Genomic DNA, 22579 nt, shown 5'->3' on the forward strand with positions numbered 1-22579 from the left:
CAGATACATCAGTGAACCTGAACTGTCGGGCGTAGAGTTACCAGTGCCGAACCGGACCGGTATCAATATGCACAAAGTTGCTACGAGGGTAATATCCTACACCACCTGCGCGCATAGATAACGCTGCTTTGCGTATATTACTTAACGAAATACCTTCAATATGGAAATCCATTGCCTGACCTTTCGTGTGGTAGCTCTTTTTCGCTACCCCACTGCTGTGCGCTCGCAACTCATTATTGGTATCGATGGAACGATATCCGGAGATTAATTGCACAGGCTTATTTGTTCCTAATAATCCCTGAAGGCGATAGAGCTGATCAAACAAAGAAGGATCGATGCTCTTTATTTTATTCGCGCGATAGTCACGGAAAAAATGGTTTAGTTTTGCTAATTCATCCTGAATATAGCTTCGGCCGTCAAAAAATTCGGCTTTTAGCAACTCACCCGTATGTAGATTACTCAACGTTAAAATACGCGGACGAGGGGTCGAGAGGGTCGCAAACGCGGGCGTGGGTAAGATGGCGGCAGCGCCCAGCGCAACCCCACCTAACGCCAGCAGTTTGCGGCGATTAGCGTCAAATTTGTCCATGATAATCAGGTCTACAGTCAGTAAATGTGATCGAAATATATGCACTTCTGGCGCACGTCTTGCACCTTACCGGGCATCAAAGCCAGCGTCAAGGCGGCCTGTAGCGCAGAAAGACCAACCCCAGACGTTCGGGGCTGGTCCCTACGCTTTTTATTCGACCACTACATTACCTGAACTACTTCATTTATCTGATTAATTGTTCCGCTTTTGGCAAAATTTGTGCGCCGGATCGCGCCGTAACGTCGTAATTGTAAATATCTGTTCGATATTGTGTCTGACCATCAGCGCCAACAAAGGCGGTCAGATAATAGAGATTAACCGGAATATTCTGCCGGATATTAACGTAACGGGTATTACCTTCCTTCAACGCATCAGATATACGCGTGTCATTCCAGCCGGCATCCTGTAACAGCATATTTGCTAAATCAGATGCTTTATTAACCCGCACGCATCCGGAACTTAATGCCCGAGCATCTTTCTGGAACAGATTATGGTTAGGCGTATCATGCAGATAAATAGCGTCTGAGCTTGGCATATTAAACTTATAGCGGCCCAATGAGTTATGATCTCCCGGCGCCTGCTGGAAACGGAACGGCAAATTCGACGGCGTGATCGTTGACCAGTCCACGCGCCACGGGTCGATGGTTTCTTTACTGTTCCAGCCGCGCAGCACGGTATAGTTATGGCGTTCCAGATAACCTGGGTCATTGCGCAGCTTTGGCAGAATGTCATTGCGTGCCAGCGTCGGCGGTACGTTCCACGGCGGGTTGACGACCACATTGTTCAGCGCGCTGCTCATCATCGGTGTTTTGCGATCGGGACGACCGACAATCACTCGTGAGGCCAGCGCTTCATTACCGTTCAGGTAATAGACCAACGAATATGCCGGAATATTCACCATAATCCCGGTAGAGACTTTCCCAGGAAGCAAACGCAGACGCTGAATATTCAGCGCCAGTACGCCAGCACGCTCGGCAGAAGAGACGTTCAGCCAGTCGCGAGTTGAGGTACCAATAACCCCGTCAGCGCCGAGACCTTGCGCCGCCTGGAACCGCTTAACCGCATCAACCAGTTGACGGTCGTAGGCCGCAGGGCCGCTTTTCGCCACTTTTTTTGTTTTGCCGACGTTATCACCCGGCAACGGGATCGCCGGACTGGTATCCAGCATGCCATTACGCTGGAGGATTTCACGCAGTGCCGGAACATCACTGCTCCATTGACCTGGTCGTAATGACGCCGTCGATGTTAGCTTAGGCCAAGGGCGGGTATCCCCCACCAGCGCTAACAGCGCCTGATGCATCGCCGCATACTGCGGATGCTTCGGTGCCAGTGAGGCAATAAACGGCACCAGAGAACCATTATCCAGCGCCGTCTGCCACTTATTCATCACCGACAGCGGCGGTGTCGCCAGCGTGTAAGGTTTATCGCTATATAGCCAGCGATTACCCTGAACCGGGATACCGCTGATAAAATGCAGATAGCCCATCAGCGCATCGGAGAGCACGACATCGCGCGCCATGCCGCTGACGTTAGGATTAGTGAGCAGTTCAACCCATTTGGTAAACTGTGGCTGGAAACCGGCGATGGCCACTTCCGCAAGCTGCTGCTGGAAAGCGCGAACCGCCTCGCGGTTCTCCCACATCGGTTTCATCTCGCGGGCAGCGTAGAGCGTTACCAGCGGGTTCATGTAGACGGGTTGGTAGCCAGCGGGCAGTATCGACTGGATCTCAGCGCGGCTTTTTGCCGCTGCACCGTCCGCCAGTGGCTTAGTACCGACAAGGTTTGCCATCACAGGCGATTGCGCGCCCGGCTGGAGCAGTACCGGAGAAGGTTCTGCAGGCAGTGCGCTACTGTCAGACGGCACCAGTTCTGGCTCGCCTGCAACAGCCGTAAACAGTGGAGCAAACGCCATTGCCAGACACAAACTTACCGCTGACAACCGACGACCATTTTCTTTTTTCAGCAACATCCCTTGCCCCCTGTTAAATATACGAAGACCCGTAACGTGGGCTCACCTTCAGTATATAAAGACAAAAACTTTTTTGCCCGTTCAAATGTAAAGAAGTCTAAAGATAATAACGCGCTATAGGCTAAATACGGATAACAAAAAAGGCGACATAAATGTCGCCTTAGATTCTGTTTTCGGATTAAGTGTCATTTCCCGGGTTCGCTATGCTCGCCCGGGCGACATGCTACACCTACGATGCGTCGGCGGTCCCGGGCAAGGTTTCCGGCAGCTGGGCGGCGAAGCCTCGCAGACCGACAACGTGAACGTGTTCGTGGTTTTGTACCACTTTACGCACCAGTTTGTAGGTCGTACCTTTCTCCGGACTGATGTTTTCCGGCGCCGCGATAATCAGCTGCATTTCCAGACGCTCGCACAGTTCGAACAGCGTCGCGATGGAGCGGGCATCCAGACGTGCGGCTTCATCAAGGAACAGCAGACGGCACGGAGACAGGTCTTTACCACGCAGACGACGCGCTTCATCCTCCCAGCTCTGCACCACCATCACCAGAATTGACATCCCGGTACCGATAGCTTCCCCGGTAGACAGCGCGCCGGACTCCGCACGCAGCCAGCCGTCGGAACCACGGTTAACCTCAACTTCCATCTCAAGATAGCTACGGTAGTCGAGCAGCTCCTCACCAATGGTTTGCGGCGTGCGCTGGCCCATGTCAATTTGTGGGTTCAGACGCTGATACAGCTTCGCCAGCGCTTCCGAGAAGGTCAGGCGATTGCTGTTGAACAGATCCTGATGCTGCTCGTGTTGTTCAGACAGCACGTCCAACAGCGTCGAGTGGGTTTCACGGACGTTCACGTTCAGACGCACGCTGTTCACCTGACCAAACGACACGCTCTGCAGACCCTGGTTCAGCTGGCGGATACGGTTCTGCTCGCGCTGAATGGTTTTGCGGATAATGTTCGCCACGCTTCGGGAGCTTATCGCCAGCTTCTGTTCGCGGTTGGTCAGCTCTTCCGTCAGGCGGCTCAGCTCGATTTCCATCTGTTCGATGGCTTCAACCGGGTCGTCGGTGCGGATGATATCCTGACGAATACGTTCGCGCAGGTGCTGGTAAACGGCGACAAAGAACTGGATCTTACGTTCCGGACGTTTTGGATCTTCCGACATGCGCAGCACATCGCGCAGGTGTTCGTTATCCGCCACGGCCAGACGCAGCGCACCCAGCGCCTTATCCGACATCGAGCGCAGATCGTCAGCAGAGAGATAAGCCAGCTCGCGACGGTGCAGACGACGTTCAACGTTGTTGTCTTTCACCAGACGCATCACCGCGCACCAGCCCGCTTTCGCGCTCACCACCTGCTCGCGCATTTCGAGATAATCACGTTCCAGTTTACGCAGCTTACGGGTCAGGTTATCCATTTCCGCTTCGCAGAAGGTCAGCGCTTTTTCCAGCTGATTACGGCGCGTACGGTTGTTACTTAACTGGGCATGCAGCTCGTCGCGGCGGATACGCGCGCGCTCTTCTGCACCGGCATCGGCGCGAACGCCAATATCTTTCAACTCTTTATAGAGATCGTTAAGCAGCTCTTTTTTGGTGTCATAAGAGCTTTTCAACGATGCCAGCACCTGGCTGTACTGGCTAACCTGCGCTGCGTGAGTACGCATTGCTTCACGAGCGCGGCTACGTTCACTTTCCGCCTGCGCCAGACGTTCACGCAGTTTTTCGTTGAGATCGCTGTTGCCGGAGAGCATCTCCGCCGAATCGGAATAGCCAAAGTGCGCGCGACGCTGTACCACTTCCGTCAGGGCAAACGCCTGCTGACGCGCTTCACGCTGCACCTGCTGTGACCAGGCATAATCTTCTTTCAGCTGTTCAAACTGCTCCGGGTCGTTCTGCAGAACAGAAGCGATCGGCTCCAGCTTCGCCAGCTGATTGCCGTGTTGCTGAATGAAGCGCGCGGCTTCCTGAGCTTCGTCCAGGCGTTCCTGAATTTCTTCAACGCGGTCAGCCAGCGTCTCGTCGGCAAGCAGGCTCAGGCGCGGAAGCAGACGGTTAAGCAGGGCCACGCCCTCTTTCGCCTGCTCATACTGTGCCTGCTGCTGCTGGTTATCGCTTTCGTGGCTGCTGAGCGCACGTTCCAGCTCGTTGCGACGGGCGTTCAGTTTGCGGATTTCCGCTTCCGGATCGTCCTCAAACGCTACCGACAGATGGCTGCCGATAAAACGGCTGAACGCCTGGTGCAGACGCTGGGTTTTCTGTACGTCGAACGACAGGGTCGCAAAACGTTCGGACAGCCCTTCACGCTCGGCGTGCAGGCTCTCAATGCGGCTTTCGCGCGCAGCACGACCAAACAGCGGTACCGATGGGAAGCGTGAATAACGCCACTGGCGGTCGGAGGTTTTCACCACCACCGCTTTTTCCAGTTCATCGACGTTGAATACGCTGTCATCAAAGGACTGCGGATCCCCTTCAATCAAATAGAGATCTTCCGGGCAATCTTCCAGCCCTTCCAGATACTCGGCGATCTGCGACAGATCCGGCACCACGATAGCGTGGCGAGACGGCCCGTATAACGCGGAGAAATACGGCGCATCGTCGAGGCTAACGTCATCATAAATTTCGGACAGCAACACGCCGCCAAAACGTTCTGCCAGCGCATTAAGGCGCTGGTCTTCAGAACCGCCTGGCTGGCTAAGACGCTCAATTTCATCATCGACGGCACGTTTACGCGCACCAACTTCGTCGCGTTCAACGATGGCTTCACGTTCACGTTCCAGCAGCTGTTGCAGGTATTCGGTTACATCCTGGCTGGACTCAAACTGCTCGCCGCTCTGCTCACACAGCTGACTTAAGCTGTTTTGTGCCGCCAGCCATACCGGCGCACGATGCATCAGCGCGGAGATGCGCGATTGCAGCTGTTCCTGCTCCTGACGCAGCGCCATACGCTGTTCGCGGGCATCGGTCACGCAGTCGCTCAGCGCAGCGATACGCGCTTCCAGCTCGTGATGCAGCTTTTCGAGTTCGTCGATACCGTACTGTTTGCCCTGACGCTTGCAGAAATCAGCCAGCAGACGCTCGGCTTCCTGCTGCTCACGCAGACGCTGTTCCAGTTCGTTCAGACGGCTGCGCAGCGGCTGCGCTTGCTCCGCCAGATGACGCTGGTTGACGCCGTCGCGCAGCAGTTCACGCGCCACTTCCCAGGCTTCGTTACGCGCCAGCGGGCCGTTAATGGCCTCAACAATCTGGAACGCCTGTTCAAACTGGCTGTGCGCGGTCTGCGACACGCTCATTTTTTGTTCGATGGTCAGCAGTTTTTCCGTTGCTTCCTGCTCTTTGGCCTGGAAGGTTTCCAGCCATTCGCCCGCGCTTTCCGGCGTTAAGTCCGGCAAATGACACAGCGCTTTCGCACGCTCCAGCGCTTGTAGCGCCTGCGTGTACTGAATGGCGCGGGTTTGCTGGACGTCCAGCGCCTGCTGGTAGTCAGCGAGCTGGCTTTTCAGCTCATCCACTTCCAGTTCGGCGGCTTCCGCGCGCGCTTCGTTCTCTTCTTGCTGCTCGGCGGCTTCGGCCACCACTTCGTTCTGCTCTTCCAGACGAATTTGCAGCTCATCTAAGTCCGCTTCATAGCGTTCAATTTTTTCTTGCTGACGCAACGCCGTCTGCACCAGGTTCAGATGATCGCTGGCGGCCTGGTGGTCGGCTTCCAGATCCCCTTCTGCACCGTTGTGTTCCTGGAGCTCACGGGCCATATCGACGTGTTTGTACTGCTCTGCCGCCAGCTGAGAGCGAGAGGTATACAGTTCGCGACGGTATTCCAGCGCTTTATCAAGATGCACACGACGCTCGTTAGCGTGGCGCATGTAGTCGGCGGCCACGTAGTCGGTGGCTTCAGAAATCAGATGTTTAAACAGGTCACGGTCAGACTGAGTGACGCGAATCGCTTCCAGCGTCATGCGGTTTTCACGCAGCGCCGCTTCCATATCCTGGAAGGCTTTACGCACACCGCTGTTTTCCGGCAACAGATAGTCACGCAGCGAGCGAGTAATCGCACTGGAAATACCGCCGTACAGCGAGGCTTCAATCAGGCGGTAGAACTTGCTACGGTCCGCCGCGGAGCGCAGGCGACGGGCCACGATGCCCAAATCGAACATCAGCGCATGGTAATCCGTAATCGAGTTGAACTGCTTGAACTGCACGCCTTCGATGGTATCAAGCTTGTCCTTCAGCTCTTGCAGACTCAGTACGCGCGCCTGGCGTTCATTCAACGTTTCAGTCAGCAGCTGCGTTGGCTGAATGGAGGTTGACAGGCCCTGAATCGCAAATGGCTTGATGTCAACTTTACGGTCGCGCCCGGCAACCTGCTGTAGACGCACGCCCACCACCACGCGCTGATGGCGTGAGTTCATCACGTCCAGCACAGAGTAACAGACGCCGGCTTTTAACTTACCGTGCAGGCCTTTATCGCGAGAACCGCTGGTGGCCCCGGCTTCCGTGGTGTTACGAAAGTGCAGCAGGGTTAAGTCAGGGATCAGCGCCGTGACGAAAGCCGCCATGGTGGTGGATTTACCGGCACCGTTACCGCCCGAAAGCGTGGTCACCAGTTCATCTAAATCGAAGGTACGGGCGAAGAACCCGTTCCAGTTAATCAGCGTTAGCGAACGAAATTTACCGCGATCGATCATTACTCTTCCTCCCCGCTATCCTGCTGATTGTCGTCGTTCTCGTCATTGAGCTGCAGATGGTTTTCAATCGCCATCGCTTCGCCATCGCGAATCATGCGCAGTTGCGCTTCACGCGCGTCATCGCCGGAGCGAACGTCGGCGCCAAAGCGGAACACCGATTCGGTAATGCGGAATTTGCTGCTGTCATGCCCCATAAACCACACCATCCCAAGACGGCGCAGGCGGTTCAGCGAGGAGCGGACTTTCTCTTGCAGCTTCTGACGATCAAGATCAGAACCGGTTGAGCGGTTATTCACCAGCTTCAGCAGTTTGGCTTCGTCGGCCAGCGACAGTAGCTCATCGTAGAGCTCCTGTTGGGTGAAGATGCCTTCATTCGCCAGACGTTCCGGGCTCAGGTACAGGTAGCAAAGAATTTTGCCGACCATCATGTCCAGTTCGGATAAGACCGAGCGAGGAATCAGCGTAGTAGAGCGCGGGCGCAGATAGAAGAACCCTTCCGGCGCACGAATCAGCTCCACGTTATAGCGGGCATAAAACTCTTCCAGATATTCCTGGAAATCCATTAAAAAGGCGTGGTTGTCCAGTTCATCCAGACCGATGTGGCGACCACCGCGCAACGCGCTATCCAGCGCCGGGAAAAGGGGGTTGGCCAGGGCCTGTGCCAGTTTAACCGGCATCACTTGTTCAATATTTATCGATGACATGCGCCTGTACCTTGGCTCCGTAATCATTAATCGACTGCCATTTAGCCGGCAGTCCTGTGAAATCTGCTTGCGCCACGCCCAAACGTACCGCCTGGTCTACCACGATTCTCGCGACGTCGAAGTGACGCGCGCGCGGATACTGCACCAGGTATTCTTTCACCACCAGACCGAGGTCCAGCGGCAGCTGTTTGGTTCGATAGATAGCCAACTGTTCTTCAATTAGCGCGGCGAGCTGTTCGCGAATTTCGTTAAATTCTTCGTACTCTAAATCCGGCGGAAGTTCCCCGGTGACCTCTTCGTCGCGCAGCGTCATCTCTTCATCACGCATGTCCAGCAGACGGTCGGCGCTGGCGTAGGTGAGCGCCCACGGCGCGTCGAAGTAAGACTGTACCGACTGGCGCAAACGCTGAGCAAACACGCGGTTTTTATCCATGTCGATAGCGGTACGGATAAATTTATGCACGTGGCGGTCGTAGCCAATCCACAGGTCAATTGCCTGCTGGCCCCAGCTCACGATGCGGTCAAGCTTGCTTTGCAGATCGAATACCAGCCTGTCCACAAAGTGCAGATCGTTATGGCTCAACGTGGCATCCTGAATACGCAGCAGGTTGGCCTGTAGCTTGTCGCCCGCGGCATCTAACGTATCCTGCAGTTCACGCAGGGTGCCGGAGGTTTCAGAAAGCAGCAGCTCACAGCTGGAGATAGCCGCGCGCCAGTCTTTGTTCAGCAACTGGGCAATATCGTCTTTCACCGATTGCTGCTGCTCATCCATAATGCGCTGCGTCAGATCGATACTGTCAAATATCTCGGCCACTGAGTATTTCAGCGGTGCGTAAACGTTGCGATGCCAGTGAAATTCATCGCCACCCTCGTCGGCGGAATCCGCCGCGCGCTTGAGCTCGCTGGCAACAATCGATAGCTGCATAGAGAGGCGCAGAGTGGAGAATTCACGCTGACGAATATAATAGTCGGTGATGCCAATCCCCAGCGGAGTCAGACGATAAATGGCGTTGCCTTCCGTGATTTCGCTGGTAAAGCGGTTCAGCAGACGTTGGCGAACCAGGTCGTTAATCGCGTTATTGGCACGAGTCCCGATGGTTTCACTGGTTTGCTCAAACGCATCACTGACGTGACGAAACGCGTCCACCAGCTCGCCTTCCGTCATTTCACCTTCCAGTCGTTCTCCGTTCAGCGTTGCAATAGCCAGCAAAAACGAGAGCCTATCGACGGGTAGCGAAATGGCGAAATCATTTTTCCTGGCCCAGGCAACCAGTTCGGGGACTGTCTGGGAAAATTCACTCATCGTTTATCCTTGTTTCTGTCTGCGGCTTCAGCGCGGTGACATGAATATAACGCCCCAGGCTAATATAGGGTTCCTGGCGGCAATAGCGCGTTTCAAGCTCCAGCAAAATATCAAAACTGTTTTTTTGCATCTGTTTATCGCGCAAATAGTCATGAAACACCCGCACGCCGGTTTTCCCGTCAATTTGCCAGCCGCTCTCTTCCAGCCAGCGATAGACCTGTTGCGGATCGCGCGGGTAGTTCGGCGACAGCGTACGTCTTTTCTTTTTAGGCATGCCTAGCGCCACGTAATCGAAGTTGCCGACCACCATGTTACGCATCAACAGGCCGTTTGCATTGTAGAACATTAATGATAATGCGCCGCCCGGACGCAGCACCGACCACAGCGTGTTAAGCACGTCCTGCGGTTCGGCCACCCACTCCAGCACAGCATGGAACAATATCAGATCAACCGGGCTTTCCAAATGCTCAGCCACATCCTGGACCGCGCATTGTACGAAATGCATGTTGTGGCTCACACCTTTCTCGCTGGCGGCCTGCGTTGCCCGGGCGATCATCTCTTCGGAAAGATCGCATAGCGTTACGTGATGACCACGCTCCGCCATTTTGATGGCCGTCTGGCCTTCACCACCGCCGGCATCCAGGATACGCAGCGGCTGCGGCCCCATTTTAGCCAGCAGCGCGTCAAGATCTTGCCACAGAATAGCCTGGCGCAGCTGTCCCTTCGTGGTGCCGTATATATTGCGGGAAAATTTATCCGCAATGTCATCGAAATTGCGATCCTTCACAGGACATCCTCACATCGCCAGTGACAAAGGGGCTATTTTGTCACACCCACGGCGATAATGAAGCTATCTGGTGTAATATCGCTGCATTCATACGGTCGGATGGTTAAAAAAGGAACGGTGCCGAATGCTTTTTACGCTGAAAAAGTATATTGGCGGCATGATGCTGCCGCTGCCCCTGCTTCTGTTGCTGATAGGTTTGGGAATATTCCTGGTCTGGTTCACCCGCTTTCAAAAACTGGGCAAAGGGGCCATTACCGTAGGATGGCTGGCGCTGCTGCTGCTCAGTCTTCAACCGGTCGCTGATGGATTACTCAAACCGATTGAAGATAAATACCCGACATGGCGCGGTGAAGAACCTGTGAAGTACGTTGTTGTACTCGGTGGCGGGTATACCTGGAACCCGGAGTGGGCGCCCAGTTCAAACCTTATCAACAACAGTTTGCCAAGGCTTACTGAAGGTATTCGTCTGTGGCAGGCCAATCCGGACGCGAAGATTATCTTCACTGGTGCACGGGCAACCACGAATACGGTAAGCACCGCAGAAGCGGGGGCCAGAGTTGCTGAGAGCCTTGGCGTACCGCGCAGCGAAATCATCGTGCTCGATACTCCGAAAGATACCGAAGAAGAGGCCAGCGCCGTGAAGGCTGCCATCGGCGACGCCCCTTTCCTGCTGGTGACATCAGCGTCTCATTTGCCTCGTGCGATGATCTTCTTTCAACACGCCGGGCTGCACCCGCTGCCTGCGCCAGCCAACCAGTTGGCCATCACCTCTCCGCTTAACCCGTGGGAGCGTATCATCCCTTCCCCAGTTTGGCTGATGCACAGCGACCGGGTCGGATATGAGACGCTGGGACGAATCTGGCAGTGGTTGAAAGGGGACTCAGGAGAGCCAGGGGAGCAGTGATTTTGAGGCCAGATCGAAGTTGGCCCGGCTGAATTTGCCGGTATTAACCAACTGCTCAACCTCATCCCACAGCAGATATAGCCAGCGCCGCCAGAGAAACGCCTCTGAGACCGGCGCGCGCTGGAGATAGTGCCACAACAGCTGTTCCGCTTGCCCGCTCTCGTGCAGCCGGAACAGCTCATATTCCCGCGGTGCCCAGAGAATCGCCCCCGGTCCTACCATCGCCAGCAGTTGATCGCTGCGGGAATCTTTCAGCATGCTGCGCAAAGTCAGATGCCCGTGCACCAGCACGCAGTTATCGCTAAAACCTTCAAACAGCGCATCGAGACACTCACGGGTGCGAAACAGCAGCCTCTTATCCTGCATGGTTAGCCCGGTATTCTGGTAAAGATTGAGCGTTCCCCACAGCACTTCAATACGCTGGCGATACCAGTGCGGCCAGCTATTTTCCTGCGTGCCGTCAACAAAGCCGACGCATCCTGAGCTGTCTACCCGATGCCATGCCAGCAGCGCTTCCACGATTTGATCTTTTAGCGCGTCCCACCGCTGAGGGTTACGGGTGGGCGCTTCAACGGGTACGCCGCGCAGGCGCTCAAGCAACAGTACGTCTGGTCCTGGGTGTTCTTCATGCGTCATCACCCCATATACCACCGGCATCCGCACGGTGCCGTGACGAGCCAGCGTGGAGATTTTCCATGCCAGCTGGCGCGCTACGCCTGGCGATGAAAAACTCCTCGCCAGCAGCGGCATAGGATTTCCTTCGGCATCATACAGCGACCACAGCGCGGTATCCGTCTGCTCGTTAATACATTCCACACGACTGAGCGATTCTCCCAGCAGGTGGCTGAGTTCTGCACGTAGCTGTTCCATGTCAGATTACCCCTATGAAAGCCATTGCTTTCATAATGAGCATATGAAATATGAATTTCACCAGACAAGATCAAAATTGAAACAGAAAGTCAGGAAATACCCGAGATGTAGTCAATAATGTTGCCCCCTCAGAACGAGGGGGCGACGGGATTACTTCAACTCAGCGCGAACGCGGGCCAGATCTTCCGGTGTATCCACCCCTGTGCCCGGCACTTCTTTTGCCACCGCAACGTGAATTTTTTCTCCGTACCACAGCACGCGCAGCTGTTCGAGCATCTCAATGTGCTCCAGCGGGCTTGGCGCCCAGTTGACGTAGCGGCGGATAAATCCAGCGCGGTAGCCGTAAATGCCAATATGGCGCAGCAGCGTATCGCCAATCGCTTCACGGCTGTTGGCAAAACGATCGCGATCCCATGGGATCGTGGCTCGGGAGAAGTACAGCGCGTAGCCGTCTTTATCCATGACCACTTTTACCGCGTTCGGGTTAAAAGCTTCTTCTGCATCATGGATCGGCACCGCCAGCGTTGCCATACCGGAATGGCTGGCCGCCAGGTTTTCCGCTACCTGACGGATAATTACCGCCGGGATCATCGGCTCGTCGCCCTGCACGTTAACGATAACGGTATCATCACTAAAACCGCATTTTTCGACCACTTCAGCCAGACGCTCGGTTCCGGACTGATGATCGGCACGGGTCATGCATACTTCGCCACCGGCCGCTTCAACGGCTTTCGCTACGTCAGCATGGTCAGTTGCCACAATGATGCGATCGGCTCCAGACTCACGCGCGCGTTCCAATACGTGCACAATCATCGGTTTGCCGTTGATATCCTGTAACGGTTTTCCCGGCAGGCGCGTAGACGCAAAACGAGCGGGAATAATCACGACAAAACTCATGGTCGATTCTCTTCAGCAGCTAAAACGCGGGCTTCGTTTTCCAGCAATACGGGGATTCCGTCACGCAGGGGAAACGCCAGATTATCAAGTTTGCAAATCAGTTCTTGCTTGTCCTGGCTGTAGTAGAGTTTGCCGTTGCAAACCGGGCAGGCAATAATTTCAAGTAGACGGTGATCCATGGTTCCTCCTGATGGGCCGTATCGAAAACCAGTGCAGCATATCATAGAGCGCTACCGGTCTGCGTCAATCTCCCAACCGTGTCGTTGTTCACTAAAGAGTTTTTCAGCCACCGCACCGAGTTTCACCCGCGTCGCACCCTGCCAGCGGGCAAAATCGTTAATGGCCTGAATGAGCCCCTTTTCCAGATGCTGACTGACCCGCACGCCCGTTTCCAGGTACAGTGCAAAAATTTCCAGCACCCCATCTGTACGATGCATCTTGCTGTCCATACGCCCAACGATTTCCCCACGATGCAGCAATGGCAGCACAAAGTAGCCGTACTGGCGTTTCGGCGCTGGCGTGTAGCACTCCAGGCGGTAGGTAAAGTTGAAAAATTGCTCTGCACGTTTGCGATCCCACACCACGGGATCAAACGGTGAAAGCACGGCGCTATGCGTCGCGTTCAGCTTTCCCTCTGCCGCACGCGTCAATTCCGGCAGCAGGCTCTGGTGTACCCACATTTCACCAAGCTGTTCGACGTCAACCGGCACCACCAACTGGCGCTCCTGCCACTCAGCCAGCAGTAAAGCGAGATCGGGGCGGCGCAGACGGTAGTAATCCGCCAGCCACTCGGGGCGGAAAATGCCCAGGCTGCGAGCACTGTTCTCCAGCATAACGGTCTCAGCCTGTGGTTGGGCCAGCGCATCGGTTTCATCGTTCCAGCAAGGCATAACGCGTTCAGTTAGATCGTAGACCCGTTGGAAGTTGCGGCGTTCGACAACCATCACTTCCCCAGCGGTAAAGAGGCCTTCGAGATGACGTTTATGCGGCTTCCATTCCCACCAACCGCTCTCCCCCTTACGTGGGTGAACGAAATCAGCCGAACGCACCGGGCCATGCTGCGCAATATGGGATTTCAACGCGGCGATGTCATCGGCGTGTTCATCCATCCAGCTCTGGTGGTACTTCCAGCCCATATTGTGCGGGGCAAGCATACGATGCCTGACCAGGGAGAAGTCACTTCGCGGCAGAAAGCAGGCTTCATGCGCCCAGTATTCCATTAATTCACCGCGAGAAAGCGCCTCATCCAGCCACGCTGGCGAATAAGCACCAAGACGGCTGAAGAGCACCAGATAGGGGCTACGCGCGACCACGTTGATGGTGTCAATTTGCAACAGGGACATTTGCTGAATAGCAGGAAGAATATCGGCCGCCCTAGCCAAGCGGCGCGGGCGGTTAAGCAACCCCTGTGCCGCGAGATGAAGATGGCGTGCGGCACGAAGGGTAAGATGCAACTTAGACATGCGGACTCCCCTAATTGTCGCCGAGGCCGTTTAGCGTCGTGCGAGGGTAATCAATTCCTGAAGCAGCGTCTGTGCGCGGTCACCGGACAGTACGGCGTCCACCGGCAGATACCACCAGTTTTCATGCGCAAAGCGGCGGCATTTCACCGCATCTTTTTCCGTCATTATCAGCGTCTGGTCGGGGTTAACCAATGCCAGCACGTCGGCTTCGACCAGTGCTTGATGATCCGCTAACGCCACCGTACGCACGGGATGCGCGCCGCAGGCGTTAAGCGTGGCGAAAAAGCGTGGAGGGTGGCCGATACCGGCCATTGCGACCACATTCGGCAGAGTTGATACCGGCCGGCGCTCGCCGGTTAACAGGTTAATGGCATCGCCAGGCTGAAGGTGCATCGGAATTTCGCCCGATAGCGCTTCACCGCCGTTCACAATACGCGCATCGACTGAATCCAGCCTTGACGCTCGCTCACGCATTGGCCCTGCGGGAAGCCACCAGCCGTTACCAAAGCGGCGTACGCCGTCGATAACCACAATCTCTTTATCACGTGCCAGGCGGTAGTGCTGCAGGCCATCGTCGGTGACGATAAGCTGGAGATCGTGCGCTGCCAGCAGAGCTTTCACGGCATCGACGCGGATCGGAGATACAGCGACGGGAGCCCCCGTGCGCTGGAAAATAAGGACAGGTTCATCGCCGGCCTGAGCCGTCGTTGTTTGCGCCGTTAACAACAGCGGATAACGTTCGGCTTTACCGCCGTAGCCGCGCGACACTACACCAACGCGAATCCCCTGACGCTGTAGCTGCTCCACCAGCCAGATGACAACCGGCGTTTTACCATTGCCGCCCGCCGTGAGGTTTCCCACCACCACAACGGGACAAGGCGCCCGCCAGGATTTCTTAATACCAAGCTGATAGCACAGACGGATGATGCCGCTCACCAGGCCATACAGCCAGGAGAGCGGTAGCAGCAGTAGCCAAAGCGGCGATTCGCCTGACCAGATTTTCGCTATCATTCGCCAAACTGCATTTTGTGCAGCTGCGCGTAGACGCCGCGATGGGCAAGCAGGTCGTTATGGTTACCACGTTCAACGATCTGTCCATCTTCAACAACGATAATTTCGTCAGCTTGTTCAATGGTCGACAGGCGGTGGGCAATCACCAGCGAAGTGCGGTTCTTCTGGAGCTCATCAAGCGCGGCCTGAATCGCACGTTCGGACTCCGTATCCAGCGCCGAGGTGGCTTCATCAAGGATCAGGATTGGGCTGTTGCGCAGCAGCGCACGCGCAATAGCGATACGCTGACGTTGGCCACCGGAAAGCAGCACGCCGTTTTCGCCGATCACGGTATCGAGGCCGTTATCCATCTTATTGATAAAGTCCATCGCATAGGCCATGCGGGCTGCTTCTTCAATCTGCTCACGGCTGAATTCATCCGTACGCGCATAGGCAATGTTGTTAGCCACCGTGTCGTTGAACAGATGCACATTTTGCGATACCAACGCGACCTGGTTACGTAGAGAGGAAAGCTTGTACTCGCGCAGGTCGTGACCATCGAGCAGAATTTCTCCTTCATCGATATCGTAAAAACGGGTCAACAGGCTCGCAATGGTGGATTTACCTGAGCCAGAACGCCCCACAAGCGCAACGGTTTTACCCTCAGGAATGGCCAGGCTTATCTTTTTCAATGCTGGCGTATCGCGGCCAGGATAGGTGAAGGTTACGTTGCGGAATTCGACGTTGCCTTTTGCTCGGTCAATATCCAGTTTGCCTTCGTCTTTTTCTTGCTCGCTATCCAGGATAGAGAACAGCGTCTGACATGCAGCCATACCGCGCTGGAACTGGGCGTTAACGTTAGTCAGTGACTTCAGCGGACGCATCAGCGCAATCATGGACGAGAAGACCACGGTGATGGTACCTGCGGTCAGGGTTTCCATTACGCTCGGGAAGCTTGCAGCATACAGCACGAATGCTAACGCCAGCGACGCAATCAGCTGAATGATCGGGTCAGAGATAGAAGACGCAGAAACCAGCTTCATGCCCTGTAAACGCATTTTGTTGCTGACCTTATCAAAGCGGTTGGTTTCCACTTCCTGGCCACCAAACATCAGCACTTCTTTATGCCCTTTCAGCATCTGCTCAGCGCTGGTGGTCACCTGCCCCATGGTGTTCTGCATGTTTTTACTGATGTTACGGAAGCGCTTAGAGACGATGCGGATAGCCATCGAAACGATAGGTGCCAGGACAATCAGAATAATCGACAGTTGCCAGCTGTAATAGAACATCATGATGAACAGGCCAATGATAGACGCCCCTTCTCGCACCACGGTAATCAGCGCGTTTGATGACGAAGAAGCAACCTGTTCAGAGTCGTAGGTAATGCGCGACAGCAGCGTACCGGTCGACTGTTTATCGAAGAAAGAGACCGGCATCCCCATCATATGACCGAACAACCGGCGACGCATGGTCATGACAACCTTGCCGGAAACCCAGGATATACAGTAGCTTGAGATATAGCTTGTGATACCACGCAGGATCATCAAGCCAACAACGACCAGCGGCATCCACAGCAGCACTGAGCGATCCGTTTTACCAAAACCATCATCCAGTAACGGTTTAAGAAGCGATAGCATGAAGGTATCGCTGGCTGCGTTAAGGATTAACGCAACGCCCGCCACGAGCAGCCCAGCTTTGTACGGTGCAATAGTCGGCCAGAGTCGGCGGAAGGTCTGCCACGTGGAGAGATCTTTGTCGTTCTGCATTCAAAAAACCAGCTTGTGTTGAAATAGCCGCATATTCTACCCGTTATCGCGAGTCTCGCCAAACCACTGATGATACCAACGTGGTAAAAGTTGATCTCGTAAGCCTTCAATCCGCCAGCTATTTGCGCTAAATGTCACCGTTATCTGCCCCTGATGTGGGGTATCAAACCAGGCATATCGCTGCTGTAGATAGCGCGTCTTCACCTTAGTGGAAGGCAGTCGCCACGCGTTATAGCGGGATGCGGAAGCCAGAGCGGCAACGCCGCCCACCCGTTGTAGCAGTGCCATTCCCGATGATGTCGAGCTGCCGTGATGTGGAACCTGAATAATTGTAGACGCAAACGGCTGCCAGTAATGGCGTATCATGGCCATTTCCGCCGGTAATTCAATATCTCCGGTCAGCAGGATACTGTTCTTGCCATCATCAACCCTGACCACGCATGAGCCGTTATTGCCTTTTGCTGGTGGCCCGGGTAACGGCCAGAGCGCCTGAAACGTAAGCCCCTGCCATTGCCAGCGCTCGCCCCGGGCACAGGGTTGATGCCCCTGCCATCCCAGTGGGCTTCTCACCCACATTCCAGGCCAGGCTTTTTGCAACGAATGCAGCCCGCCACGGTGATCCAGATGATCGTGGCTGAGAATAATCCCCTGTGGCGTAAGCTGGTGCCAGCGCAGCCAGGGAATAATAAGCTGTTCGCCGCTGTCGCCATCGGGCCATGCCAGTCCCGTATCATAGAGAAGCGCGTTATCTCCCCGGGAAATAACCATGGCCAAACCCTGGCCGACATCAAGCATAGTGACCTGCCAGCGGTCCGGTGGCGTTTGTCGCCAGACGGGGAATGAAAGTAGCGTGCACAACGACGCAGCAACCGCCGGAAAGCGAAGCCAGCCATTCAGTTTCCACATCAGTAGCACCAGCCACGGCACCAATGACATACCTAGCCAGGCGCTTCCAATCCTCCACCATCCCGTAGGCAGGAGCCTAAGATAGCCAAAGACTACCGACATCACCCAATCGCCACTATGCCAGGCCGCCATCTCGATAACAGTAAGCCCGCATAAGTGCATTAACATTGCGCATAAAATCAGCGGCACGGCAATAAACGTGACGACCGGTACTGCAATCAGGTTGGCAAAGAGTGATGTCGTGCTAACGCCGTGAAAAAGCAGAATCTGCAACGGCGCCAGTAGTAGCATCAGCCCCAACTGTAGGTGGACAAGGCTCATCAAAGGCCGCACCAGGCGCGGATACCCCTCCGTGCGCAACGGAAACCACTGATACCAGAATATTAAGGTCGCAACCGCAAATGCTGATAACCACAGACTATCGGAGAGTACCGCCAGAGGATCAATGAATACGATAGTCGCCAGACAGCATAGCCATACCTCCCACCCCGTCCAGCGCAGGCCGCTGAGCCGCAGCAGGCACCAGACAAGCGCGGCGATAACGGTTCGCAGCGCGGGTGGCTGCATGCCTGTCAGCATGGCGTAGGCAAATCCCCCTGACAGTGAGACCAGCAGCGGTAAGCGCCAGTTAATCAGCCAGCCCGGCAGGAAAAACTGAATCGCGCGAATAAGCAGCCAGCCAATGGATGCGCCTAGCGTAATATGCAGGCCGGATATCGCCATCAGGTGTGATGTTCCGGTCTCCTGCATCAGCGCTTTAATCTCTGGAGAAACGGAAAGCCTTTCGCCCATGCCTAGTGCGAGCATCACATCGCGCCAGTAGAAATCAGCAAGCGTAGTTTTTAGCGAGTTAAGATAACGAGCCCGCAGGCTACAGGTACTATCCAGCACCTCCGCGTCAATAATCCGCCCGGTCAGCGATCGATGCTGAGACAGCGCATAGCGTTGAGAATCGAACCCACCATCATTGAGCTGACCGTGCACCGCCCTGGCGCGAATCGTCATACGCCAACGCTGGCCAGCACAGGGCGGTTGCGGCAGATAGCTGCCGTACAATGCAATTACCGGGCTGACAAACAACCGATGCCCTTCCAGCGTCGTAATCTTTCCCTGATGTGCCGTTTGCCCATCGGTCTGCGTGAGCAGTATCTCGACCTGCCGATTTTTCGCTGGAATAGCTTCAGCAGGCCATTGAACCTGCCACGCCGCCAGGACACCCCAGCAGAAGACCAAACCAGTAATGCCTACTCTCCGCCCCATCCTGCTGCACGTGCCCAACACAATCAGAATTGGAATGGCAATATAGATGGCATTAAGCGGCGGTAAGGCCGGTAGCACAGTAAGCGGTAAAATACCTGCCAGTATGCAGCATGCAAGCTCGGGTAGACGCATCAACACCTCCTTGTTGGCCGAAGTGTTGCGCACACCGTTTGCGTTGTCGCGCATCACCCGTCGCGGTTACGAGAAGGATTCAGAAGAACATTCGCAGCATGCAAGCGTTGCAGTAAAAGTGTGGAGGCTGATTCCAGATGACAGAAAAAAAGCTGGACGACAGAAATGAAAAAAGCACCCGTAGGTGCTTTTTTCTCAATCAAGTTTACCGTCAGATCGCGGGAGAAACTCAATCGTAAATATTGGCGCGATCGCGCAGTTCTTTACCCGGCTTAAAGTGCGGCACGTACTTGCCTTCCAGTTCCACTTTGTCGCCAGTCTTCGGGTTACGCCCGGTACGTGGTGCTCTGTAGTGCAGAGAGAAGCTGCCGAAACCGCGGATTTCAATGCGCTCGCCCTGTGCCAGGGTTGAAGCCATATGCTCCAGCATCTCTTTCACCGCATCTTCCACTGCTTTAGCAGGGATATGGGATTGCTGGCTGGCAAGTCTTTCAATCAATTCTGACTTGGTCATGATTCCTCCGGTTTCCTTTAACGGAAAATTAGCTAACAGCTTATTAAACAAGGGCGGCCGTAGCCGCCCTTTGTGCTAGATTACAGGCCTAAACCTGCAATCTGTCAAGTAAACTCATCACAATTCAGGTTGTTAAACCCAAATGCGTAAGATTACTCGCCTTTAGCTGCTTTGAATGCTTCAGCCATTGCGTTGGAGAAATTGCCTTCTTCCTGTTTGTTGTTAACAGTAGCGATTGCATCTTTCTCGTCAGCTTCGTCTTTAGCACGTACGGACAGGCTAATTGCGCGGTTTTTACGATCAACACCGGTGAATTTAGCTTCAACGTCGTCACCAACGCTCAGTACCAGAGTTGCATCTTCAACGCGGTCACGGGATGCTTCAGAAGCACGCAGGTAACCTTCAACGCCGTCGGCCAGTTCTACGGTTGCGCCTTTAGCGTCAACTGCAGTGACTTTACCGTTAACGATGGCGCCTTTCTTGTTCAGAGCAACCCAGTTGTTGAACGGATCTTCTGCGAGCTGTTTAACGCCCAGGGAGATACGTTCACGTTCTGCGTCAACCTGCAGAACAACTGCAGCGATTTCGTCGCCTTTTTTGTATTCACGAACTGCTTCTTCGCCTGCAACGTTCCAGGAGATGTCAGACAGGTGAACCAGGCCGTCGATACCGCCGTCCAGGCCGATGAAGATACCGAAGTCAGTGATAGACTTGATTTTACCTTCAACGCGGTCGCCCTTGTTGTGGGTTTCTGCGAACTGCTGCCATGGGTTGTTTTTGCACTGCTTCAGACCCAGGGAGATACGACGACGTTCTTCGTCGATATCCAGAACCATAACTTCCACTACATCACCAACGTTAACAACTTTGGATGGGTGGATGTTTTTGTTGGTCCAATCCATTTCGGAAACGTGAACCAGGCCTTCAACGCCTTCTTCGATTTCAACGAAGCAGCCGTAGTCGGTCAGGTTGGTCACGCGACCAGTCAGTTTGGTACCTTCTGGATAACGCTTAGCGATAGCTACCCATGGATCTTCGCCCAGCTGTTTCAGGCCCAGAGAAACACGAGTACGCTCGCGGTCGAACTTCAGCACTTTAACAGTGATTTCGTCGCCAACGTTTACGATTTCGCTTGGGTGCTTAACGCGTTTCCAAGCCATATCGGTGATGTGCAGCAGGCCGTCAACGCCGCCCAGATCAACGAATGCACCGTAGTCAGTGAGGTTCTTAACGATACCTTTAACTTCCATGCCTTCCTGCAGGTTTTCCAGCAGCTGATCGCGCTCTGCGCTGTTTTCGGATTCGATAACGGCACGACGAGAAACAACAACGTTGTTACGCTTCTGGTCCAGCTTGATGACTTTGAATTCAAGCTCTTTGCCTTCCAGGTGCAGAGTATCACGCACTGGACGAACGTCTACCAGGGAACCTGGCAGGAACGCACGAATACCGTTCAGCTCAACAGTGAAGCCACCTTTAACTTTGCCGTTGATAACACCGACCACAGTTTCAGCTTCTTCATAAGCTTTTTCCAGCGTGATCCAAGCTTCGTGACGCTTAGCTTTCTCACGGGACAGCAGGGTTTCGCCGAAGCCGTCTTCTACTGCGTCCAGCGCAACGTCAACTTCGTCACCGACCTGAATTTCCAGTTCGCCGGCTGCGTTTTTGAACTGCTCTGCAGGGATTGCAGACTCAGATTTCAGACCCGCATCAACCAGGACTACGTCTTTGTCGATAGAGACAACAACGCCACGAACGATGGAACCCGGACGGGTTTCGATTTCTTTTAAGGATTCTTCAAACAGTTGAGCAAAAGATTCAGTCATGTTTAATCTTCAGAGTTAGATTTAACGTCCACCTGGCTTCATGCCGGATGGGGTTGTTTCACATACCCGCTCACAATCCATTGCAGCGGGGGTACTACAAAAAATTCGGTCGCGTTTTACGCGAGTGCCAGTTTCTGGCGCGCATAGTCTAACGCTTTTTCAATTACTTGCTCAATGCTTAAGGTGGTGGAATCCAACACTAAAGCATCGGCGGCAGGAACCAGTGGCGCAACAGCACGATTACGATCGCGGTCATCACGCTCCTTTATCTCTGCCAAAAGGCGCTCAAAGTTAACACTAAAGCCCTTTTCCTGCAACTGTAGCATGCGGCGGTTCGCACGTTCTTCCGAAGAGGCATCAAGGAAAATCTTAACAGGCGCGTCCGGGAACACCACGGTGCCCATATCACGGCCATCGGCAATCAGGCCAGGCGCTTCACGAAAGCCACGCTGGCGGCGCAAAAGCGCTTCACGCACACGCGGGAACGCCGCAACCTGTGAAGCCGCATTAGCCACTTCCTGAGTGCGGATTTCACCGCTAACGTCTTCGCCTTCCAGAATGACCTCGAGCGCGCCGTCAGTTGATACAAAACGCACGTCCAGATGCACTGCCAGCGGAACTAACGCATCTTCTGAGGCGACATCCACATGGTGATGCAACGCCGCTAAGGCCAGAACGCGATAGATTGCGCCTGAGTCCAGCAAATGCCATTGCAATGCTTCTGCCATTGCTTTGCACAGTGTGCCTTTACCTGCGCCGCTTGGGCCGTCAATGGTAATTACCGGGGCAATTGCCGTCATCTCTTTCTCCTTAATAAAAGGCATATACAACGTAAACGCCGCGCATTATACGCATCTCTGGGCCGGACGGTTACCTTTGTCTGCGAATTCCAGAATTAGCCCTATGAATGACAGGAGAATAGAAAGTATAGAGGCCTGACGCCAGGAGAGGCTGAAAACTGACGTGGATTTACTTTTTTCTATCGCGATGAAAGAAAAACGCCGACGTTACGCCGGCGTTT

Annotated in this window: 18 protein-coding genes; 2 read left to right on the plus strand and 16 right to left on the minus strand. The window is 54.5% G+C overall.

Translation table 11 applies throughout. From position 1 onward, the window contains the following. Positions 1–37: 37 nt before the first annotated feature. The 6 genes from mepK to cmoM all read right to left on the minus strand — a co-directional run bounded on the left by mepK (position 38) and on the right by cmoM (position 10030). Positions 38–589, minus strand: coding sequence for a peptidoglycan L,D-endopeptidase MepK (gene mepK / locus GKAS_RS05085; RefSeq protein ID WP_035892419.1), 552 nt, complete (start codon positions 587–589; stop codon positions 38–40). 184 nt (positions 590–773) lie between these two features. Continuing rightward, positions 774–2558 (minus strand): L,D-transpeptidase, encoded by a 1785-nt coding sequence (ldtD, locus tag GKAS_RS05090; RefSeq protein ID WP_035892420.1) that lies wholly within the window; start codon positions 2556–2558, stop codon positions 774–776. 229 nt (positions 2559–2787) lie between these two features. Next, a complete protein-coding gene (gene mukB, locus GKAS_RS05095; RefSeq protein ID WP_035892421.1) occupies positions 2788–7236 on the minus strand; it encodes a chromosome partition protein MukB in 4449 nt (1482 codons plus the stop codon). Continuing rightward, a complete protein-coding gene (gene mukE / locus GKAS_RS05100) occupies positions 7236–7940 on the minus strand; it encodes a chromosome partition protein MukE (RefSeq protein ID WP_035892423.1) in 705 nt (234 codons plus the stop codon). Before mukE ends, mukB begins: the two co-directional genes overlap by 1 nt. Beyond that, on the minus strand, positions 7921–9243 hold the full coding sequence (gene mukF / locus GKAS_RS05105) for a chromosome partition protein MukF (RefSeq protein WP_035892424.1): 1323 nt from the start codon (positions 9241–9243) through the stop codon (positions 7921–7923). Before mukF ends, mukE begins: the two co-directional genes overlap by 20 nt. Beyond that, positions 9236–10030, minus strand: a complete 795-nt coding sequence (gene cmoM, locus GKAS_RS05110; RefSeq protein ID WP_035892425.1) for a tRNA uridine 5-oxyacetic acid(34) methyltransferase CmoM — start codon at positions 10028–10030, stop codon at positions 9236–9238. Before cmoM ends, mukF begins: the two co-directional genes overlap by 8 nt. Before the next feature lie 124 nt (positions 10031–10154). On the opposite strand from cmoM, the gene elyC reads away from it, so the two are divergent. Continuing rightward, positions 10155–10934 (plus strand): envelope biogenesis factor ElyC, encoded by a 780-nt coding sequence (gene elyC, locus GKAS_RS05115; protein ID WP_035892426.1) that lies wholly within the window; start codon positions 10155–10157, stop codon positions 10932–10934. On the opposite strand, the gene GKAS_RS05120 is transcribed toward elyC, so the two are convergent. The 7 genes from GKAS_RS05120 to GKAS_RS05150 all read right to left on the minus strand — a co-directional run bounded on the left by GKAS_RS05120 (position 10911) and on the right by GKAS_RS05150 (position 19218). Next, positions 10911–11804, minus strand: coding sequence for a YcbJ family phosphotransferase (locus GKAS_RS05120; protein ID WP_035892427.1), 894 nt, complete (start codon positions 11802–11804; stop codon positions 10911–10913). The genes elyC and GKAS_RS05120 overlap by 24 nt on opposite strands. A 150-nt stretch (positions 11805–11954) precedes the next feature. Then, on the minus strand, positions 11955–12701 hold the full coding sequence (gene kdsB, locus GKAS_RS05125; RefSeq protein ID WP_035892428.1) for a 3-deoxy-manno-octulosonate cytidylyltransferase: 747 nt from the start codon (positions 12699–12701) through the stop codon (positions 11955–11957). Continuing rightward, positions 12698–12880: a protein YcaR gene (ycaR, locus tag GKAS_RS05130; RefSeq protein ID WP_035892430.1), complete on the minus strand. Its 183-nt coding sequence runs from the start codon at positions 12878–12880 to the stop codon at positions 12698–12700. The genes kdsB and ycaR overlap by 4 nt, the downstream gene beginning before the upstream one ends. 51 nt (positions 12881–12931) lie before the next feature. Continuing rightward, positions 12932–14164 (minus strand): winged helix-turn-helix domain-containing protein, encoded by a 1233-nt coding sequence (locus GKAS_RS05135; protein WP_035892431.1) that lies wholly within the window; start codon positions 14162–14164, stop codon positions 12932–12934. 30 nt (positions 14165–14194) lie between these two features. Then, complete coding sequence (lpxK, locus tag GKAS_RS05140) at positions 14195–15175, minus strand: tetraacyldisaccharide 4'-kinase (RefSeq protein ID WP_035892432.1); 981 nt, start codon at positions 15173–15175, stop codon at positions 14195–14197. After that, entirely contained in the window at positions 15172–16920 is a 1749-nt protein-coding gene (gene msbA, locus GKAS_RS05145) for a lipid A ABC transporter ATP-binding protein/permease MsbA (protein WP_035892433.1), read from the minus strand. Before msbA ends, lpxK begins: the two co-directional genes overlap by 4 nt. A gap of 36 nt (positions 16921–16956) precedes the next feature. Continuing rightward, positions 16957–19218, minus strand: coding sequence for a ComEC family protein (locus tag GKAS_RS05150; RefSeq protein WP_035892434.1), 2262 nt, complete (start codon positions 19216–19218; stop codon positions 16957–16959). Between GKAS_RS05150 and GKAS_RS25075 the strand changes: the two genes are divergently transcribed. Next, positions 19133–19387, plus strand: a complete 255-nt coding sequence (locus GKAS_RS25075; RefSeq protein ID WP_167540401.1) for a hypothetical protein — start codon at positions 19133–19135, stop codon at positions 19385–19387. The two genes, GKAS_RS05150 and GKAS_RS25075, sit on opposite strands and share 86 nt — an antisense overlap. Before the next feature lie 60 nt (positions 19388–19447). Here the strand turns inward: GKAS_RS25075 and ihfB are convergent, their stop codons facing one another. The 3 genes from ihfB to cmk form a co-directional block, all read right to left on the minus strand. Then, positions 19448–19732 carry an integration host factor subunit beta gene (ihfB, locus tag GKAS_RS05155; protein WP_015965094.1) on the minus strand — a complete coding sequence of 95 codons (285 nt, stop codon included), beginning with the start codon at positions 19730–19732 and terminating at the stop codon, positions 19448–19450. A gap of 152 nt (positions 19733–19884) precedes the next feature. Beyond that, on the minus strand, positions 19885–21558 hold the full coding sequence (gene rpsA / locus GKAS_RS05160) for a 30S ribosomal protein S1 (protein WP_035892436.1): 1674 nt from the start codon (positions 21556–21558) through the stop codon (positions 19885–19887). 116 nt (positions 21559–21674) lie between these two features. Continuing rightward, a complete protein-coding gene (cmk, locus tag GKAS_RS05165) occupies positions 21675–22358 on the minus strand; it encodes a (d)CMP kinase (RefSeq protein WP_035892437.1) in 684 nt (227 codons plus the stop codon). Positions 22359–22579: the final 221 nt, after the last annotated feature.

The organism is Kluyvera ascorbata ATCC 33433, assembly GCF_000735365.1.
GTDB lineage: Bacteria > Pseudomonadota > Gammaproteobacteria > Enterobacterales > Enterobacteriaceae > Kluyvera > Kluyvera ascorbata.

Excerpts from the sequence above, each read along its gene's own strand:
- mepK (WP_035892419.1), bottom strand. The coding sequence starts at position 589 with ATGGACAAATTTGACGCTAATCGCCGCAAACTGCTGGCGTTAGGTGGG.
- ldtD (WP_035892420.1), bottom strand. The coding sequence starts at position 2,558 with ATGTTGCTGAAAAAAGAAAATGGTCGTCGGTTGTCAGCGGTAAGTTTG.
- mukB (WP_035892421.1), bottom strand. The coding sequence starts at position 7,236 with ATGATCGATCGCGGTAAATTTCGTTCGCTAACGCTGATTAACTGGAAC.
- mukE (WP_035892423.1), bottom strand. The coding sequence starts at position 7,940 with ATGTCATCGATAAATATTGAACAAGTGATGCCGGTTAAACTGGCACAG.
- mukF (WP_035892424.1), bottom strand. The coding sequence starts at position 9,243 with ATGAGTGAATTTTCCCAGACAGTCCCCGAACTGGTTGCCTGGGCCAGG.
- elyC (WP_035892426.1), top strand. The coding sequence starts at position 10,155 with ATGCTTTTTACGCTGAAAAAGTATATTGGCGGCATGATGCTGCCGCTG.
- GKAS_RS05120 (WP_035892427.1), bottom strand. The coding sequence starts at position 11,804 with ATGGAACAGCTACGTGCAGAACTCAGCCACCTGCTGGGAGAATCGCTC.
- kdsB (WP_035892428.1), bottom strand. The coding sequence starts at position 12,701 with ATGAGTTTTGTCGTGATTATTCCCGCTCGTTTTGCGTCTACGCGCCTG.
- ycaR (WP_035892430.1), bottom strand. The coding sequence starts at position 12,880 with ATGGATCACCGTCTACTTGAAATTATTGCCTGCCCGGTTTGCAACGGC.
- GKAS_RS05135 (WP_035892431.1), bottom strand. The coding sequence starts at position 14,164 with ATGTCTAAGTTGCATCTTACCCTTCGTGCCGCACGCCATCTTCATCTC.
- lpxK (WP_035892432.1), bottom strand. The coding sequence starts at position 15,175 with ATGATAGCGAAAATCTGGTCAGGCGAATCGCCGCTTTGGCTACTGCTG.
- msbA (WP_035892433.1), bottom strand. The coding sequence starts at position 16,920 with ATGCAGAACGACAAAGATCTCTCCACGTGGCAGACCTTCCGCCGACTC.
- GKAS_RS25075 (WP_167540401.1), top strand. The coding sequence starts at position 19,133 with ATGGCATTAAGCGGCGGTAAGGCCGGTAGCACAGTAAGCGGTAAAATA.
- GKAS_RS05150 (WP_035892434.1), bottom strand. The coding sequence starts at position 19,218 with ATGCGTCTACCCGAGCTTGCATGCTGCATACTGGCAGGTATTTTACCG.
- ihfB (WP_015965094.1), bottom strand. The coding sequence starts at position 19,732 with ATGACCAAGTCAGAATTGATTGAAAGACTTGCCAGCCAGCAATCCCAT.
- rpsA (WP_035892436.1), bottom strand. The coding sequence starts at position 21,558 with ATGACTGAATCTTTTGCTCAACTGTTTGAAGAATCCTTAAAAGAAATC.
- cmk (WP_035892437.1), bottom strand. The coding sequence starts at position 22,358 with ATGACGGCAATTGCCCCGGTAATTACCATTGACGGCCCAAGCGGCGCA.